13 protein-coding genes are annotated in these 16395 nt (G+C 57.4%); 5 read left to right on the top strand and 8 right to left on the bottom strand.

Features of this window, described 5'->3' with window-relative positions; genetic code table 11:
• The first annotated feature begins 67 nt into the window (after positions 1–67).
• Together AC1D2R_RS27705 and AC1D2R_RS27710 are read left to right on the top strand one after the other, a co-directional pair.
• Positions 68–2125, top strand: a complete 2058-nt coding sequence (locus AC1D2R_RS27705) for a hydantoinase/oxoprolinase family protein (protein ID WP_477972450.1) — start codon at positions 68–70, stop codon at positions 2123–2125.
• Position 2126: 1 nt separating this feature from the next.
• A complete protein-coding gene (locus tag AC1D2R_RS27710; protein WP_477972451.1) occupies positions 2127–3905 on the top strand; it encodes a hydantoinase B/oxoprolinase family protein in 1779 nt (592 codons plus the stop codon).
• 170 nt (positions 3906–4075) lie between these two features.
• Here AC1D2R_RS27710 and AC1D2R_RS27715 read toward each other — a convergent pair whose 3' ends face one another.
• On the bottom strand, positions 4076–5104 hold the full coding sequence (locus AC1D2R_RS27715; RefSeq protein ID WP_477972453.1) for a LacI family DNA-binding transcriptional regulator: 1029 nt from the start codon (positions 5102–5104) through the stop codon (positions 4076–4078).
• Positions 5105–5297: 193 nt separating this feature from the next.
• On the opposite strand from AC1D2R_RS27715, the gene hisD reads away from it, so the two are divergent.
• Complete coding sequence (hisD, locus tag AC1D2R_RS27720) at positions 5298–6605, top strand: histidinol dehydrogenase (RefSeq protein WP_477972455.1); 1308 nt, start codon at positions 5298–5300, stop codon at positions 6603–6605.
• Positions 6606–6685: 80 nt separating this feature from the next.
• Here the strand turns inward: hisD and AC1D2R_RS27725 are convergent, their stop codons facing one another.
• Genes AC1D2R_RS27725 through AC1D2R_RS27745 form a run of 5 tightly spaced genes read right to left on the bottom strand, consistent with a single transcriptional unit; the run spans position 6686 to position 12075 of the window.
• Positions 6686–7417, bottom strand: coding sequence for an SDR family NAD(P)-dependent oxidoreductase (locus tag AC1D2R_RS27725; protein ID WP_477972457.1), 732 nt, complete (start codon positions 7415–7417; stop codon positions 6686–6688).
• 19 nt (positions 7418–7436) lie between these two features.
• Entirely contained in the window at positions 7437–8369 is a 933-nt protein-coding gene (locus tag AC1D2R_RS27730; RefSeq protein WP_477972459.1) for an NAD-dependent epimerase/dehydratase family protein, read from the bottom strand.
• A 10-nt stretch (positions 8370–8379) separates the two neighbouring features.
• Positions 8380–9387: an ABC transporter permease gene (locus tag AC1D2R_RS27735; RefSeq protein WP_477972461.1), complete on the bottom strand. Its 1008-nt coding sequence runs from the start codon at positions 9385–9387 to the stop codon at positions 8380–8382.
• Complete coding sequence (locus AC1D2R_RS27740; RefSeq protein WP_477972463.1) at positions 9359–10945, bottom strand: sugar ABC transporter ATP-binding protein; 1587 nt, start codon at positions 10943–10945, stop codon at positions 9359–9361. Before AC1D2R_RS27740 ends, AC1D2R_RS27735 begins: the two co-directional genes overlap by 29 nt.
• 5 nt (positions 10946–10950) lie before the next feature.
• Positions 10951–12075: a sugar ABC transporter substrate-binding protein gene (locus AC1D2R_RS27745; RefSeq protein WP_477972465.1), complete on the bottom strand. Its 1125-nt coding sequence runs from the start codon at positions 12073–12075 to the stop codon at positions 10951–10953.
• A 320-nt stretch (positions 12076–12395) separates the two neighbouring features.
• Between AC1D2R_RS27745 and AC1D2R_RS27750 the strand changes: the two genes are divergently transcribed.
• Together AC1D2R_RS27750 and AC1D2R_RS27755 are read left to right on the top strand one after the other, a co-directional pair.
• A complete protein-coding gene (locus AC1D2R_RS27750) occupies positions 12396–13463 on the top strand; it encodes an LLM class flavin-dependent oxidoreductase (protein WP_477972467.1) in 1068 nt (355 codons plus the stop codon).
• Between the two features lie 30 nt (positions 13464–13493).
• Positions 13494–14264 (top strand): SDR family NAD(P)-dependent oxidoreductase, encoded by a 771-nt coding sequence (locus AC1D2R_RS27755; protein ID WP_477972469.1) that lies wholly within the window; start codon positions 13494–13496, stop codon positions 14262–14264.
• Between the two features lie 28 nt (positions 14265–14292).
• On the opposite strand, the gene AC1D2R_RS27760 is transcribed toward AC1D2R_RS27755, so the two are convergent.
• Together AC1D2R_RS27760 and AC1D2R_RS27765 are read right to left on the bottom strand one after the other, a co-directional pair.
• Positions 14293–15003: an aspartate/glutamate racemase family protein gene (locus AC1D2R_RS27760; RefSeq protein ID WP_477972471.1), complete on the bottom strand. Its 711-nt coding sequence runs from the start codon at positions 15001–15003 to the stop codon at positions 14293–14295.
• A gap of 5 nt (positions 15004–15008) precedes the next feature.
• Positions 15009–16028, bottom strand: coding sequence for a DUF6282 family protein (locus AC1D2R_RS27765; RefSeq protein WP_477972473.1), 1020 nt, complete (start codon positions 16026–16028; stop codon positions 15009–15011).
• Between the last annotated feature and the right edge of the window lie 367 nt (positions 16029–16395).

Raw genomic sequence — 16395 nt, forward strand, 5'->3', positions numbered from 1 at the left:
AACTATAGTGATTTTGCATACGCATGCAACAACTTTCCGCATGCCGCTTAGAGGAAGGGACAAAACAATGAGACTGGGAGTCGATGTCGGGGGTACGTTTACGGACCTGCTTCTTCACGACGATGCCACGAAGAAGACCTATCAGGCGAAGACGCCGTCTACTCCTGAAGATCAATCGATAGGCGTGGCCGCGGGTGTGAAGCTGATTTGCCAAAAGGCCGGAATTTCTCCGTCCGAAATTTCGTTGATCCTCCATGGAACCACTGTTGCAACGAATGCAGTGCTGGAAAACAAGGGTTCTCGCGTAGGGTTGCTCGTTACCGAGGGCTTTGAATACACGCTGCATCTGGCGAAATCCTGGACGCCGGGACCGTTGTTCGGCTGGATCGTGATGGATAAGCCCGATCCCCTTGCGTCCCTGGCAGACACACGCGGCATACCAGAGCGCATAAACGCGCGCGGTGAGGTTGTGCGCGAACTTGATCGCGAAAAGGCCATTGCGCTGATCGACGACGTCTGCTCATCTGGCATCGAAGCGTTAACTATTTCGCTTATGCATTCCTATGCAAATCCGGCTCATGAGAAGGCTCTCGCCGAGATTGTACGTGAGCGCTACCCGGAGATTCCGGTTTCGGTATCCTCTGACATCCTTCCGGAATTTCGTGAGTACGACCGTGCGATCACAACGGTCATGAACGATTACGTCCGGCCTATCATGAAGCGCTATCTATCGCAGATCGAGAACCGTCTCCGGGCGGAGGGTGTAACCGCCCGACTGCACATCGTTCGCTCCGATGGTGGGTTGATGAGTGCTCAAGCCGCTTCCGAACGGCCGGTTCACACTGTGCTTTCCGGCCCAGCCGGCGGCGTGACGTCCACGGTAATGGTTTCCAGGCGCGCCGGCATCGGCAAGCTGCTGGCATTCGACATGGGAGGGACATCGACGGATGTCTCGGTCATCATAGACGGTGAGCCGACAATTTCACGCTCCACGGAAGTGGGTTCGTTTCCGGCCAAGGTACCCACGCTCGACGTGCGTTCGGTTGGCGCCGGCGGCGGATCGATCGCTGAAGTTTCCGAACTGACGAAATCGCTTCGTGTAGGACCACGCAGCGCGGGCGCACGCCCGGGACCGGTATCTTACGGTCGTGGTGGAACAGAGCCTGCTGTCAGTGACGCGAATGTTGTCCTTGGTTATCTGCCACCTGTCCTGCTGGGCGGAGACATGAAGCTTGATGTCGAGGGTGCCCGCAAGGCGGTTGCCGGTATCGGCAAGTCGCTCGGACTTTCTCCCGAGGATGCTGCTCAGGGCATCATCGACATTGCCAATGAGGTGATGCTCGGTGCATTGCGTGTCATTACGGTGCAGCGAGGCCTTGATCCACGCGATTTCGGCATTGTTGCCTTTGGCGGCGCAGGCCCGCTGCACGCCAATGCAATGGCTGAACTGCTTGGCTGCTATCCGGTTGTCGTTCCCGCCAATCCCGGTGTGCTATCGGCGCTCGGGTTTCTGGAGTCGGAATTCAAGAACGAATTCGTCCAGACATTCATCCGGTCAACCTCGGGCCTCGATGAAGAGGATGTGTGGAGCCGGTTCGCCCAGCTCGAAGTCAAGGCGAAGGCCTGGCTTGATGAGGAAGAAGTTCCGGTCGCGGAACGGACGCTGAAATATTCTCTCGACCTGCGCTATGAACAGCAGGGTTTCGAAGTCAGCGTCGATATTGATAGCGCTACTCTGGGCAAGCGCGCCAACCTGGCAGCTGTGTTCGAGAAATTCCATGAAACCCATGAGCGGCTCTATGGCGTCAGGTTCCACGTGCCTGTTGAACTCGTGGCGCTGCGCGTCATTGCCAGCGGTGCGACCCTCCCGGTCGAGGAGGCAGCTTCTGCCGCAGCCGGGGGGGACGATTCAGGGGCGCTGATCGAAACCCGGCCCTGCTACTTCAAGGGCCGCTGGATAGATACTCCGAACTACGACCGCGCAAAACTGGTCCTTGGCGAGAAGATTGCCGGCCCAGCCATCATCCGCCAATACGACACGACCACCGTCCTGCTGCCAGATCATTATGCCGAGGTTGATCCGCATGGAAATCTCCAGATCTGGCCGAACGCGAAGGGTAATTGACATGAGCAAGGCCGTTGACCCTATTACTCTCGATATCATCGAGAACGCACTGAAGAATGCCCGTTTCGAGATGGATGGTGTCGTAGTGCGCATTGCGCTGTCGCCCGTCATTCGCGAACAGCATGATGAATTTCCAATGATCTGCAACGAACGTGGCCAAATGATCGTTGGCCAATTCGGCTCCTACATTCCTGCCATTGTCGAGCAGTTCGAAGGGGACCTCAACGAAGGTGACATCTTCGTCTGGAACGACCCCTACGCCTGCAAGGGTTCCATCTCGCACAATAATGACTGGTGCGTGATGATGCCGATCTTCCACCAGACGGTGCTGGTGGGCTTCTCGTCGATATTCGGCCACATGGTTGATGTCGGCGGCAAGGTTCCGGGTTCAATGCCGTCGGATGCCCGTACGATCTGGGAAGAAGGCCTGCGCATCCCACCCGTGCGCATCTACGAAAAGGGCGTCCTCAACAAGGGCGTTCTTGACATCATGCTTAACAACACCCGCACGCCCGACATGAACCGGGCCGACCTGATGGCGTTGATTGCCGGTTGCCGCACAGCAGCAACGCGGGTCCGTGAGCTCTGCGACCGCTTTGGTCGCGAGACCTATATGGGCGCCTGCGACATGTTGCTGGACCGCACGCGCGAAGCAATGAAAGTTCTGATCGACAAGTACATTTCGGCAGAACCAGTCAGCTTCACCGACTATGTGGATGATGACGGTGTCGGCAACGGCCCGTTCAAGATGACGCTGTCGATCTACAAGCGCGGCGACAAGGCAGTCTTCGACTGGACAGGCACGGATGACCAGGCCGAAGGCCCGATCAACTTCCATATCCATGAAGGCCTCTGCAAACTGTTCTTCGGCGTTTACATGATCATGGCATTCGACCCATCGATCCTGTTCAACGAGGGATTCTACGACCTTTTCGAAGTCGTTCTGCCAGAGGGCAGCTTGCTCAATCCACGCTTCCCGGCAGCCTTGTCCAATCGTCTTAACACGCATACCCGGTTCTTTGATTGCCAGGCCGGCGCGTTGGGCCAGCGGGCACCCCATCTGTCGATGGCGGCGGGATATGGTACAAGCCCTCACTTCATCTTCACCGGCCATGACAAGGACAACAAGTATTTCCAGCTCATGGAACTGCTGTTTGGGGGCGTTCCGGGCAGGCCCCGCGGCGACGGTCTGGATGGCCACGCATGGTGGCCGTTGTTTTCCGCGACGCCCATCGAATATATCGAGAACTACTATCCGGTTCTCGTCGAGAGCTATCGGCCTATCCGGGACTCCGGGGGGGCGGGATTGCATCGCGGCGGTGCCGGCATCGAAAAGGTCTACCGCGTGCTGGAACCCGGCAAGGTTTCCATCCATGACGACCGCGAAGTCGTGCCGCCATGGGGCATCAATGGTGGTCAGTTCGGTGGTACTTCCAGCAAGTGGCTGATCAGAAAAGGGTCGGATGAGCGCGAGCGTATTCCCTCGAAGATCGACAATCTTGCTGTGAACGCCGGTGACGTCATCGTCTTCAACACGGCCGGTTCCGGCGGCTGGGGCGATCCGCTCGACAGGCCGGTGGAGAGCGTGGCGCGCGATGTACGCTACGACCTGGTATCTGCGGAAAGGGCGCGGGACGCTTATGGCGTCGTGCTCAATGCGGGTAATGCTGTGGACGATGTTGCCACCTCAGCGTTGCGCAAAGCCATGAAGGACGAGCGCGGCGAGCCCGAGCCGTTCAACTTTGGCTACTTTCCGCCTGTCGCCGAGGCGGCGGAATAGGCGTTTGAGATGCGGCCCTGGAGGAAAGCCCCCGGGGCCGCTTTCGTTGAATTCCGGAACAGGGTGGTGACAGCCCGGCTGAAAAGTCATGCGGGAGCGAGTATGTATTCCGCGGTTGAATACGTACGCATAATGTGCACACGGCCGGGGCAAGTTCAGCCCATCGCGGGCTACTTAGCCGGTCTTGGCACCGTGGCACGCCAGATCATTTCACCAGGAAAGGGATGGTCGTCGGTGATCACCAGCGGCTTTTGCGGGTCGTCGAGGTGCAGCAGTTCGATCGTCTCGGTCACCATCTGGTTCATGGGCTGGGCGACCGTTGTCAGTTGGTAGGGTGGCCGCGCGCCTTCGGGAATGCCATCGAAACCGGCAACCATGATATCGTCGGGGATACGCTTGCCATAGCTGATCCTGAGCGTATCCATAGCGCCCATCGCCATGATGTCGGCGATGCCGAACACCGCCTCGGGAAACGGCTTGCCACTGGCCACGTGGCGATCGATTGCGGCGGCGCCGCCTTCGTAGGAGGACCCGCCGGCATAGTCCACTATCGCGTCACGTTTGATGCCCGCTTCGAGCAGGCGATCGACAAAGCCACGCACGCGGTCAGCACTGGTGGTGCCATTAGGATCACCCGTGATCATCATGAATGTTTTTGCGTTTGCCTGGAGAAACGCTTCGGCAATCAACCTTCCGCCGCCGACATTGTCGCAGCGGACGCCATATGCGTCACTATGCGGGATATAGCGATTGAAGAGCACGACGGGGATGCCTCGATCGTGGCAAAGGTTGATCATGCGGGTTGATAGCTGGACAGAAGTGAGGATCACTGCCTCGACCTGATATTGCAGTATCTTGAGGATTGCCTCGTCCGTGCCCATGCCCTCGTCGAGCGTGAAGGTCAGCGTCTGCCGTCCCTTCTTTTGCAAGTCGCGGCTAAACGCATGAAGGACATGCACATAAAACGGGTTGGCCATGCTGCCCAGAATGACCGCCACCATGTTCGACCGATTGGTGGTCAGGCTGCTGGCGATGGAGTTCGGGACATAATTGAGCTTCTTGGCCGCATCCAGTATTTTTAATCTGGTCGACTCCTTGATGCTGGACCCCGGTGTGAACGCGCGGGACACGGCGGATTGAGATACACCTGCAAGTGCGGCAACATCGAATGATGTTGTCCTGACCGCGCCACCCCGCATGAATTCTCCTTCGCATCCGCATTCAAAGCAATTGACGACTTCATCTATGTTTAATCGTCCGGGGCTTCTGAAGCAACGGCGCAGAACCCTTTATAGCCTGTTTTTTCATGGACGAAAATCCTTCGCTGAAACCTTGATCATTGACATGCGGCAGAGACAAAGTTATTGCATGCGTATGCAAGAGGAGGTTTTCATGGCTGAAGTAATCAAGGCTGGGCGGCACGCTGATCAGATAGAGGAAGCAGACGCGAATGTCAGGCGAACTGTCGAGGCCATACTCGACGACATCGCCAAACGTGGAGACGCTGCCGTCCGGGAACTGTCGGAGAAATTCGACAACTGGTCACCAGAGAGCTTCCGGCTGAACGATGAGCAAATCGCGCATGCCCTGTCCCAGGTGTCATCTCGCGACCTTGAGGACATCCGATTTGCCCAGGCGCAAGTGCGCAACTTTGCCCAACACCAGAAAGCGGCATTGCGTGATCTCGAGGTCGAGACGCTGCCAGGCGTCATCCTCGGGCACAAAAACATTCCGGTCAATTCCGTCGGCTGCTATGTGCCGGGCGGCAAGTATCCGATGGTGGCGTCTGCGCATATGAGCGTGCTGACGGCCAAGGTTGCTGGTGTGAAGCGGGTTGTCGCCTCGGCGCCCCCGTTCCGCGGTGGCGCACATCCGGCCATCGTTGCCGCCATGCATCTTGCCGGAGCGGATGAAATCCTGGTGCTCGGCGGTGTCCAGGCGATTGGCGCGATGGCACTTGGCACCGACTCGGTTGGCGCAGTGGATATGCTTGTCGGCCCCGGCAATGCCTTTGTCGCCGAAGCGAAACGCCAGCTTTATGGCCGGGTCGGTATCGACCTCTTTGCCGGTCCAACCGAAACGCTCGTTATCGCCGATGATAGTGTTGACGCGGAAATCTGCGCTACCGATCTGCTCGGTCAGGGCGAGCATGGCCCTACTTCGCCCTGCATCCTGTTGACGACGTCTCGCAAACTTGCCGTCGAAACACTGGCGGAGATCGAGCGTCTGCTGACAATATTGCCGACTGCTGATGTTGCGCGGGCGTCGTGGCAGGATTTCGGGCAGGTCATTGTGTGCGGAAGCGATGAGGAAATGCTCAAGCAGGCTGATTTTATTGCATCCGAACATGTGCAGGTGATGACCCGCAATCCGGATTATTTTCTAGAGAACATGACCAACTACGGTGCGCTGTTCCTGGGGCCACGGACCAATGTCGCCTTTGGCGACAAGGTTATCGGCACCAACCATACCTTGCCTACGAAAAAGGCCGGACGATTTACCGGCGGATTGTGGGTCGGCAAGTTCATGAAGACCTGCACCTACCAAAAAGTACTAACCGACGAGGCAAGTGTTTTGGTCGGCGAGCGCTGCTCACGTCTTTCCATGTTGGAGGGATTTGTCGGCCATGCCGAACAGGCCAACGTTCGCGTGCGCCGCTACGGCAACAAGAATGTGCCGTACGGCACAGCCGCAGAGTAAAATAGTTATCGTTGCAGGTCTCCGAAAGTCGCAGACCTGCAACGGCTTTGACTTGGGCAGTGAGATTGAGACGGTGTCTTTCAGGCGGCGGTCCAGCCGCCGTCCACGGGCAATACGACGCCTGTGATGAAGGAGGCTTCGGCACTCAACAGAAAGGCGGCAGCGGACGCTGTTTCATGTGCTTGCCCGAAGCGGCCGAGCGCATGCCGAGCCATTGACGCCTGCTTGGCGGCGTCGGAAGCATTCCTGAATGCGCGGCTCATCATCGGGGTTTCCGTCGCCCCGGGCGCGACGGCATTGATCCGAATTCCCTGCGACGCATGATCCACAGCAAGGCTTCGGCAGAGCGAATTGATCGCGCCTTTCGACGCCGCATAGGCAACGCAATCCTTGCCGCCCGAAAGGGAGAGTTGCGACGAGCACAAGACGACGGCTGCATTGTTCGCGCGTTCGAGGTGGGGCAGGGCAGCGCGAACGGTGTTGGCTGAGCCGATGACGTTAATTGCAAAAACGCGAGTCCAGTCGTCGTCGGATACCTCGTCAATACGACCGGTCATTTCAATCCCGGCAAAGGCAGCGACACCGTCGATGAAGCCGAGAGTGCTCTCAACCTCGGCGACCAACGACGTCAGCGCCGCAACATCGCGTATATCTGCCTCGTACTTTAGCGCCATTCCCTGCAGTTCCGGCGAAAAGGCCAGATCGAGGGCGATGACACTTGCGCCTTCGCTGGCCAAAAGATTGGCAGTTGCCAATCCCAGTCCACTGCCGGCACCGGTGATCAGGATGGTGCGATTGTCAAAACGGGCCATGGATGTCTTACCTGGGCTTTCAGTATGGATTGTGGCGAAGCCAATCGACATAAGCGCGCAGCCCTGTTTCAAAGTCGATCTTGGGCGTCCACCCCAGGTCCTGACGTGCAGCCTCGATGGACATGCGCCCCTGAATTTCGGTGCCGGGCATCATTCCCGGTCCGACGCTTGCACTCAACGAGGGAAGCTGGGCTGCAACAAGCTCAAACAGGCGGCCGACGCTGAGGGCTTCGCCATTGATATTGTAAGCGGCCCGCGGCAACGAAGGCGCTTCCAAGGCACAGAATATGGCGGAGACGACGTCATCGACGTGCACGAACTGGATGCGATGATCCGCGCCAGCGTCCATTCTGTACGCCGATCCGGATGCGGACCGTACCAGCGGCTGGATAATAGCATCCGTCACACGCCCCGGGCCATAGACCCAGCCGATACGGAGCGCGACCGCACTCAGACCGAGATTCTGTACAAAGGCCTGCAGCGCGAGATCCGAAGCAGCCTTGCTGGTGCCATAGAATGTCGAGGCGGTCAGGGGTACTGTTTCATCAACGGTTTCCAAACCAGAAGGTGTGCTGCCGTAGGCCGATACTGACGACAGCGAGACGAAGCGCCTTATCTCCAGTTCGCTCGCCAGGGACAGCAACTGGCTGGTTCCGCGGATGTTGATATCGAGGACCTCAGCCGGGTTATCGCCGAGAAGCATCGGCCCCGAAATACCGCCGCAGTGAATGATCTCGCTGCAATGGCGCGCCACAACGGGTGCGTGGCGTGCAATATCCCTGACGTCGGCAAAGTAGTATTCGACGCCTGGTACGCGTTGCTGTCTCGGGGGCGCTACATCGGTAGCGTAAACCTTGCGTCCCTCGGCAGCCAGGCGGGTGACCACCTGGCTACCAATAAACCCGCTGCAGCCGGTAACCAGAACGGCCTTCTCATCGTTGATCACAGGCATGCTTTCTGTCTTAGGCTATATCGGTCTCTTCACGCCCACGGGCGAACTGCGAGACTGTTACGGCGAGGATTAGCGCGGCGCCATTGAAGACGCTTGTCACCCAAAGCGGGATGCCGAGCATAGTCAGGCCCGTGATGCCGGTGGCGAGGAAGTACACCGCAATGACTGCGCCCCAGGGATTGAACCGGCCCGGAATGATCGAGGTTGCCCCGAGATAGGCTGCGGCGAAAGCCGGCAGCAGATAGTTTAGCCCGGAGAAGGGATCAGCGGCACCCAGCAGCCCAGCATAGACGACGCCGCCGACCGATGCGAGCACAGCCGAAGCGACCAGACACCCCACACGCACGCGATCGACATCGATGCCGGAGAGGCGCGCAACTTCGCGGCTACGACCGACAAAAAGGATGCGACGGCCCAGAGGTGTATATTCAAAGACGAGCCAGATCGCGATCGCTATGACGATCACATAGTAGAAGGCGTAGGAGATACCAAAAAGCCGCCAGCGAGCCACAAGATTGATGAGAATTGGAGAGATGCCGCCGATGGTCGAGGAATTTGTCATCCACTGAACAACACCTGTGAGCACGGAAGTCGTTCCCATTGTGACCACAAGTGACGGAATACGCATGTAGACGATGAAAAAGGAGTTCACCAGACCGATGATCACGCCGATCCCCAGTGCGATCGGAATCACAAGAGCGATAGGCATCTGATAGACAGCGTTGAGCACGCCAACCGTCACGGCCGACATCGTCAGCGTTGCTCCCACCGAGAGATCGTAGTCCCCGGCGGTGAGCGGTATGATCAGGGCAAGCGCCAGGATTGCGCCGGGAGCCTGGGTCGCAAAGAGAATCGAGAAATTCGTCCAACTCAGGAAGATGCCCGGCAACATTATGGAAAACACCACAATGATCAGCAGCCATACAGCGACGAGAGCAAAGCGCTCGATTTGAGAACCTATCTTGACGCGTGAGCGCTTCTTTTCCGTATTAAGCGACGTCGAGACTTGAGTGACCATAACAGGCCTCCGCTATATTATCTTTACTGATTTGGGTTCCAACCAGTTCATCGACGATCCGGCCTCGCGCAAAAACAAGCACGCGGGTGCAAAGGTCGGCAAGCTGGTCGAAATCGGAACTTGCGCACAGCACAGCTGCGCCGCCATTGGCTGCCGAGCGAATAACTTCGAACACTTGCTGGCGCGTTCCGACGTCGACGCCCTGGGTGGGTTCGTCCAGCATCAGCAGTTCCGGTTTGCGGATCAGCCATTTTGCCAGCAGCACCTTCTGTGCATTGCCGCCGCTGAGCGATCCAAGTCGCATTCCGGGGTCATTGGGGCGTACTTCGTATTCCGTGGCGAGCTCGGCCGCCCTTTTTGCAATGGCGCCCCGCCTCAGGCCAAGCTTGCCAACGAAACGCTCGAGATCCAGCACGAGCATGTTGTCGGCTACGCTGAGGCTGGATACGCCGCTGGCCTTGGGTCGGTCCGATGGCAAAAGGGCCATGCCCCGCTGTACGGCCCGCTTTGGCGATATGGTAGAGAGCGGCAGCGAATTGCCTTCGAGCACCAATGTTCCGGCCGATGCTTTAGTAGCCCCGAAAACGAGGTAGGGCACCCGCTCGTAGCCGGAGCCAATAAGGCCAGTCAGCCCCAGAATTTCACCTTCAGCGATTTCAATCTGCGGAACGACAAGATCGGGTTCCTTGATGTCGCTTATGACGACCTTGATACGTCGTGTTGTCTTGCCAGCAATATTCGTGGTCTTGCGGGTAATGCGCCGACCAATAATGCCCTCGACAAAATCGTCATGCGAAGCCTGCTTTGTGATCAAGGTGCCGCTGACCGAGCCGTCCCGCAAAATCGTCGCGCGATCGGTGATCTCGCGGACTTCGTCAATGTCGTGCGAGATGAAAATCACGCTGTCGCCCTGAGATGCAACCTGCCTTACCAGATCGAACAGACGATCAACGCCTTCGCGCGGTAAAAATGGTGTGGGCTCGTCGAGAATGAGGATGCCGCCTCTGCCGCTCTTGCGCTGAGCCACGCGCAGGTCTTCCGACGCGCGCACAATGGCAAGAAGAGCCCGCTCGATCTGTGAAATCGCTCCGGTACGGGCGTCAAGATCAATGCTGATGCCAAAGCGATCGAGCGCGGCCTGTGCCGCGACACGCTCTGCTTTCCAATCGATGAAAGGCTTCATCGACGTGACGGACGCCACCCGCATGTTTTCGAGCACTGAAAGCGAGGGTACCAGACCAAGATGCTGGTGAACAAAGGCCATTTGGTAGTCGCGGAATGCGCCCGCGCGCATGGGTAAATCGAGCGGCTCACCGAATACCGATATGGAGCCCCCTGCGTCCGGGGCATGGAACCCCGAAAGAATTTTTACGAATGTAGACTTTCCCGACCCGTTCTGTCCGAGAAGTCCGTGTACTTCTCCGGGCTTGACGAAGAAGTCAATTCCTTTGAGGGCGCGAGCGCCCCCAAAGGTTTTGGCTATATTTGACACAAGCAGTGCCGCCGGCGCGGCAGAATCCGTGCCGGGGGCATTTGCATGGACGTGATCCTCGTTCATGGCGACTACTTGATCTTCCAGGTCTCGTTGAAGCCCTTTACATATTCGTCGCCATAACCCTTGTTTGGTACTGCCGGCACGCCGGCACTCTCAACATTCGATGCCTCGAAGATATAGTAGGGAACACCGATATCCTTCGGCATAGGCAGACCTGCAAGCTTGCGCATGTAGCCGTCGATCGTCGAGCGGGCGATCCAATCTTGGCTTTCGCCGATATCCATCTCTACCTTGCCTTCACGAATGAAGTCGAGCACGAACGGAGTGCCGTTCGATGTCGCGATCTTGACGGTCTCGCCCTTGCCGGTCAATTCCATCGCCGGTACGACAAACTGGCTCATGCTGTCATAAATCGGAATGACATAATTCGCGGTGGGGTTGGAAATCAATGCGGCCTGAACCGATGGCTGAATCTTGGTGCTCCACTCGGTTATGCCCACGTTGATCTCCTGAAGGATGGTGCATTTCGGGCAATTCTTCGAGAATGCGTCGCGGATGCCCTGAACGAGCGGTCCGGTCGGCGGCACTTCGTCGGATTTCACCACGATAGCGCGGGCATCACCCTTCGTCTTGTAGATCATCCAGTTGCCGAGCAACCAGCCCTGGCCATAGAAGCTGACTGGCAGGTCGCCTTCCAGAAGTGGGCTGGCCGGCTGTGACGGGTCGTAGAAATGTGATGTGAAGACCTTGACGCCCGCATCCTTGGCGGCTTGAAGCTGAGGCTCGACGACGGCCGGATTGACACCTGAGATCAAGTCAACAACATCGATCTTGTTCTGCATCGCATATTCGATGCCCTGCACCCACTGGCTCGGCTGGCCCTGGTTTTCCCATTCGCGAACATCAAGACCGATTTCCTTCCCGATAGCGATCTCGCGTTCGATGATCCCTTTCAGGAACTGGTTGGCGCTAGTGTTGGGGATGGAGATCATCTTCTTACCCTTGGCGGCAGCCTGGATGTCGAAGGCCTCTCCTGCAGGCTTGTAAACCGGAGGCTTGCGATGAGTCTCGATAATTTCGGTCGCACGGGCAACGCCGTCGCTTGCCTCATCAGCATAAGCAGCGGAAGTCACCGAGCCCATTGCAATGGCGACACAGGCCAGCAGCGCGCGATAATCACTTTTCAATAGCATTGTTAGTTCCCCTATTTTTATCCCTCACCACGATGGCCGGGATTTTTCGCATGCGTATTCATCGAATACTCCCGTTGTTGTATTTGAATGTCAACCGGATTTTTGTGCGGAAAAGTTCCTGCCTGATTTTCGGGTGCAGATCGTGCTTGAAGGTTGTGATCCTAGTCGAAAATGCCAGTGTTTTAATGGAATTTATTGGCAAAAGATCGTAGGAAGGCATGCAAACTAGCCCGCGCAAATTCTCACCTGCCGACCCTTGACATGACTTTGGGCAATGACAATGCTGCATGCGTATTCGCAAATCCAATCCGGAGCGTCAGATGGCGAACTACCTTGAACTGGGAATTTTTCTGCCGAGCACTACGGGAGGGCTCGTCATTGCCAAGGGTATGCCGTCGGAACGAGATGCAACTTGGGAACTCAACAAGGAAGTTACGCTTGCTGTAGAAAAGGCCGGAATGGAGTTCGTCCTCTCCCAGGTCAAATGGCGTGGCTACGGAGGCGAGTCCGGCCACTGGGACGGGGCCCTAGAATCGTTCACTCTAATGTCCGGGCTTGCTGCCGTGACTTCCAAGATCCAGCTGATCGCATCCGTGGCCGTTCGCACGATTAATCCGGCAGTAGCCGCGAAAATGGCCGCCACGGTGAACGACATCAGCGGGAATCGATTCACGATCAATATCGTAGCGGGCTGGAACAAGTTTGAATATGCCCAGATGGGGCTTTGGAGCGATGATGACTACTATCTCAACCGGTATGAATATGCCGACGAGTACCTGACCATTCTCAGGAGGTTGTGGATAGAGGAAAGCGTCACATTCAAGGGCAAGCATTTCAATATCGAAGACTGCAGATCGTGGCCCAAGCCGTCAAAACCGCTGCCTATTGTGTGCGCGGGGCAATCCGATGGCGCTCTGGCCTTTGTGGCCGAGCAGGCGGATTACTCGTTCATTGGTCGCATGAATGACACCGCGGAGCAGCTGGGAGTAGTGGCAAAGAAGATTGCCGCCCTTGCTGACGCCAAGGGCCGTTCCGTCACATCCTATTCCCTTTTGAACGTGATTGCTGCTGAAACCGAAGAAGAAGCGCAGGCCGAGAAACAGCGCTATCTGGACAATCGCGACGATGTGGCTATCGAGGAATGGATGCGCGCTTCAGGCATGGACCGCAACCGGGCTGACTACAAGGAGCTTTCGTCCGAAGCGAAGACATTCATGTCGGTGCCTTACATCGTTGGCTCCTACCAGAAGATAGCTGAACATCTGGACGCGCTAGCATCTTATGGTGTGGGTGGGGTTTGCCTGACCTTCCCCGATTTTTCGACTGATGTTCCCGACTTTATCGCGAATGTCATGCCCTTGATGAAATCACGCCAGCGCGGCGCGTAAGCGCGAATATTTGATGCAGGATACATTCGTATGACGCCCAAATTGCCGATCACCCCATCGTTCGATCTGACGGGACGGAGAGCGCTCGTTACGGGCGCCGGACGTGGGATCGGCGCAGCTGCGGCAAGCGCCCTTTCCGGTGCGGGAGCGCATGTGACCCTGGCTGCCCGGACCCCGGACGAGATCGAGGATGTGGTCAGCCAGATCAGAGCGGCAGGCGGCAAGGCTGATTCACTAGTCTTGGATGTCACCGACATTGCCATGGTGGAGGCCGCGATCACGGCGGCCGACCCATTTGAAATACTGGTCAATAATGCGGGTACCAATCGTCCCGGTCCGTTTACCGTCGTGAGTGCAGTCGACTACGACGCCGTCATGGCGATCAATGTTCGGGGGGCATTCTTTGTAGCGCAGGCGGTAGCCAACCGTTTGATCGCGACGGGGAAAGCGGGATCGATCATCCACATGTCATCGCAGATGGGCCATGTTGGAGCTGCCAATCGCAGCATCTATTGTGCATCAAAATGGGCTTTGGAGGGCCTTTCGAAGGCGATGGCCATCGAATTGGCACCTCTTGGTATTCGCAGCAATACACTTTGCCCTACTTTCATCGAGACCCCAATGACGAGGCCTTTTTTTGCAGATGAAGGCTTCAAGGAACGAGTTCTAGCAAAGATCAAGCTTGGCAGACTTGGTCAGCCCGAGGACCTGATGGGGGCGATCGTTTTCCTTGCAAGCGAGGCCTCTTCGCTTATGACCGGTTCTTCGCTGGTTATCGACGGTGGATGGACCGCAGACTAGGGACGTCGGATCCCAGAGGTCGGCATGCTCATGAGGCTGCCCTCCGTCGATGGACGATAAGGCGCAGAGCGGCCGGTATCGGCTCGATAACGGGAATGCCGATCCTGTCCGACAAGTCGCGTGCGGCGTCCGAAAGCGGTCCACCGCCGACCACGATCGCTTGTGCTCCGTCCTCATTGATGGCGCGCCGCGCCGTCGCCTCGAGCGCGTCGAGCAGGCCGCGCGCATCGGCCATCGTGCGGAACACATCGCCATCGGTGATGCGCACTGACAGCAAGCTATCGCCATGACCATAGTGTTCGGCCCGTTTGCGAATGGCGGATGCCAGGTGCGGGGTGGTGGTCACCACCGAAAAAGGTCGGGAATTCAACGCCGCTTCCCTCATCGCCGCCTCGGCAATGCCGACCACGGCGCAGCCTGCGATCTCACGCGCCGCCTCCAGGCCGGGATCGCCGAAAGCCGCGATGATGATCCCGTCCGGTTTCGGCTCGCCGATCGCCTCGACCGAAGCGCGAACGCCATCCGCGGCAATGGCGAGTTCCGTCTCGTTGGTGATCAGGGAGGGGCCGACGGCTGCGGTCAGTCCCGTTATGTCGACGCGGGCGTCGGCTGATTGTCGGGCGATCCGCACCATCATGTCGGTGGTGGCGGAACTTGTGTTGGGGTTGAGGAGGAGCAAGCGAAGCCTCTCGATGCTGCCAAAGGAGGCGGCATCGTCGGCAACAATGGCGCGGGTCATATCAATCAGGCCTCAAGGCCGAGGAGCCGGGCGGGGTTGTGCTTGATCAGCGTCTCGATCTCGTCGACGGAAAATTCGAGATCCAGCAATGCGCTGACGATCAGCCGCATTCCTTCGATCGGCGTCGGTGACGAGCGGATCCCGTAGTCCGTTCCAAGCACGATATTGTCGAGGCCAATCTCCTTGAGTTGTCGAGCCCACGGGCCGACGCCATTGAACTGTGGCGCATTGGCAATGCCGGCGATCTCGTCGGCATATTCCCGTTCGACATAGTAATTGGTCCGCGGCAGCCCGCGGTGGAACAGCCAGTCCGACGCCGCTCCTTCCAGATAAAAGCCGCGCGACACGAGATTCTTCTGTTGTTCCATCGTGAGCAAAGCGCGTGCCGGATGTGCGACGATCAGCTTGGCAATGCCATGCTTCTCAGCGAGATCGGCCAAGCGCATCACTTCAGCCGGAGAGACGTGCCCGGTATTGACGAAGACATCGGGACGCTCGGCAAGCAGGCCGAGGATCTCTTCAAGCTCTCCAGGAATTGGATCCTCGAGGGGAATGCGGATGGCGCGTGTCAGCTCTTCCTGCGCAAATTTCGGATAAAGTTCCTTGAACTTCACCGGCTTGCCGTCGATGAGCGCGCCCTCGTTGCTGGCCATATGATAGGTGCAGTGAGCGCCGAAATGCACGAATTTCGCGCCTGCTCCGTAATTCAGTGCCGTCTTTACCGCACGGGGGTTCATTCCTCCTTGCACGGAGGTCAGGATGATGCCGCCGTAGATATCAATACCCTTGACCACGCGGCTGGCGAGCCATGCTGTCCCGGCGCTGTTGCCGAGCGTATGGTCGTAGAAAACGACGGCACGCATGCCGGCGGCCTTGGCCTGCTCGGCAATCTGGAATGGATCGACGCGGCCAGGACACGACTTCAGCCAGGGGCCACTATGGATATGTGTGTCGATGGAGCCAACCAGCAACTCGTCGGGAAGCTCCATGGAGCGGTTGTAGAATGTCTCTCCTGATATCGTCATGTCGTATCCACTTTTGCCGAGCTCGCCGACTGCGAGGTTAGGGCTGTAAGAAAAATTCATTTCATTCGTTGGCAAATGTAATCATGGTTTCATATGACGCGCAACCATGCATGGCTAAGAAATGTACATTTCTCATGGCCAAGCATAAATGATCAATAAATATGCATAACGACGCCTACAATGCCTGCGCCGTGACGCTTTACGCATAAAAAATAATCATAAAAAATAAATGATGAAAAAAAGCTCATCTCCGATTGATGTTCTTATGAAATCGTGATTTCCCTGTGGTGTCCGATGAAACGATCATTTCTCTTTCGCCTAGGCGGGAAGCGGATCATCGGTCAGCTCGTTCGCTAGGGAAACGCAT

The sequence above is a fragment of the Rhizobium sp. P1_C7 genome (genome assembly GCF_056406295.1).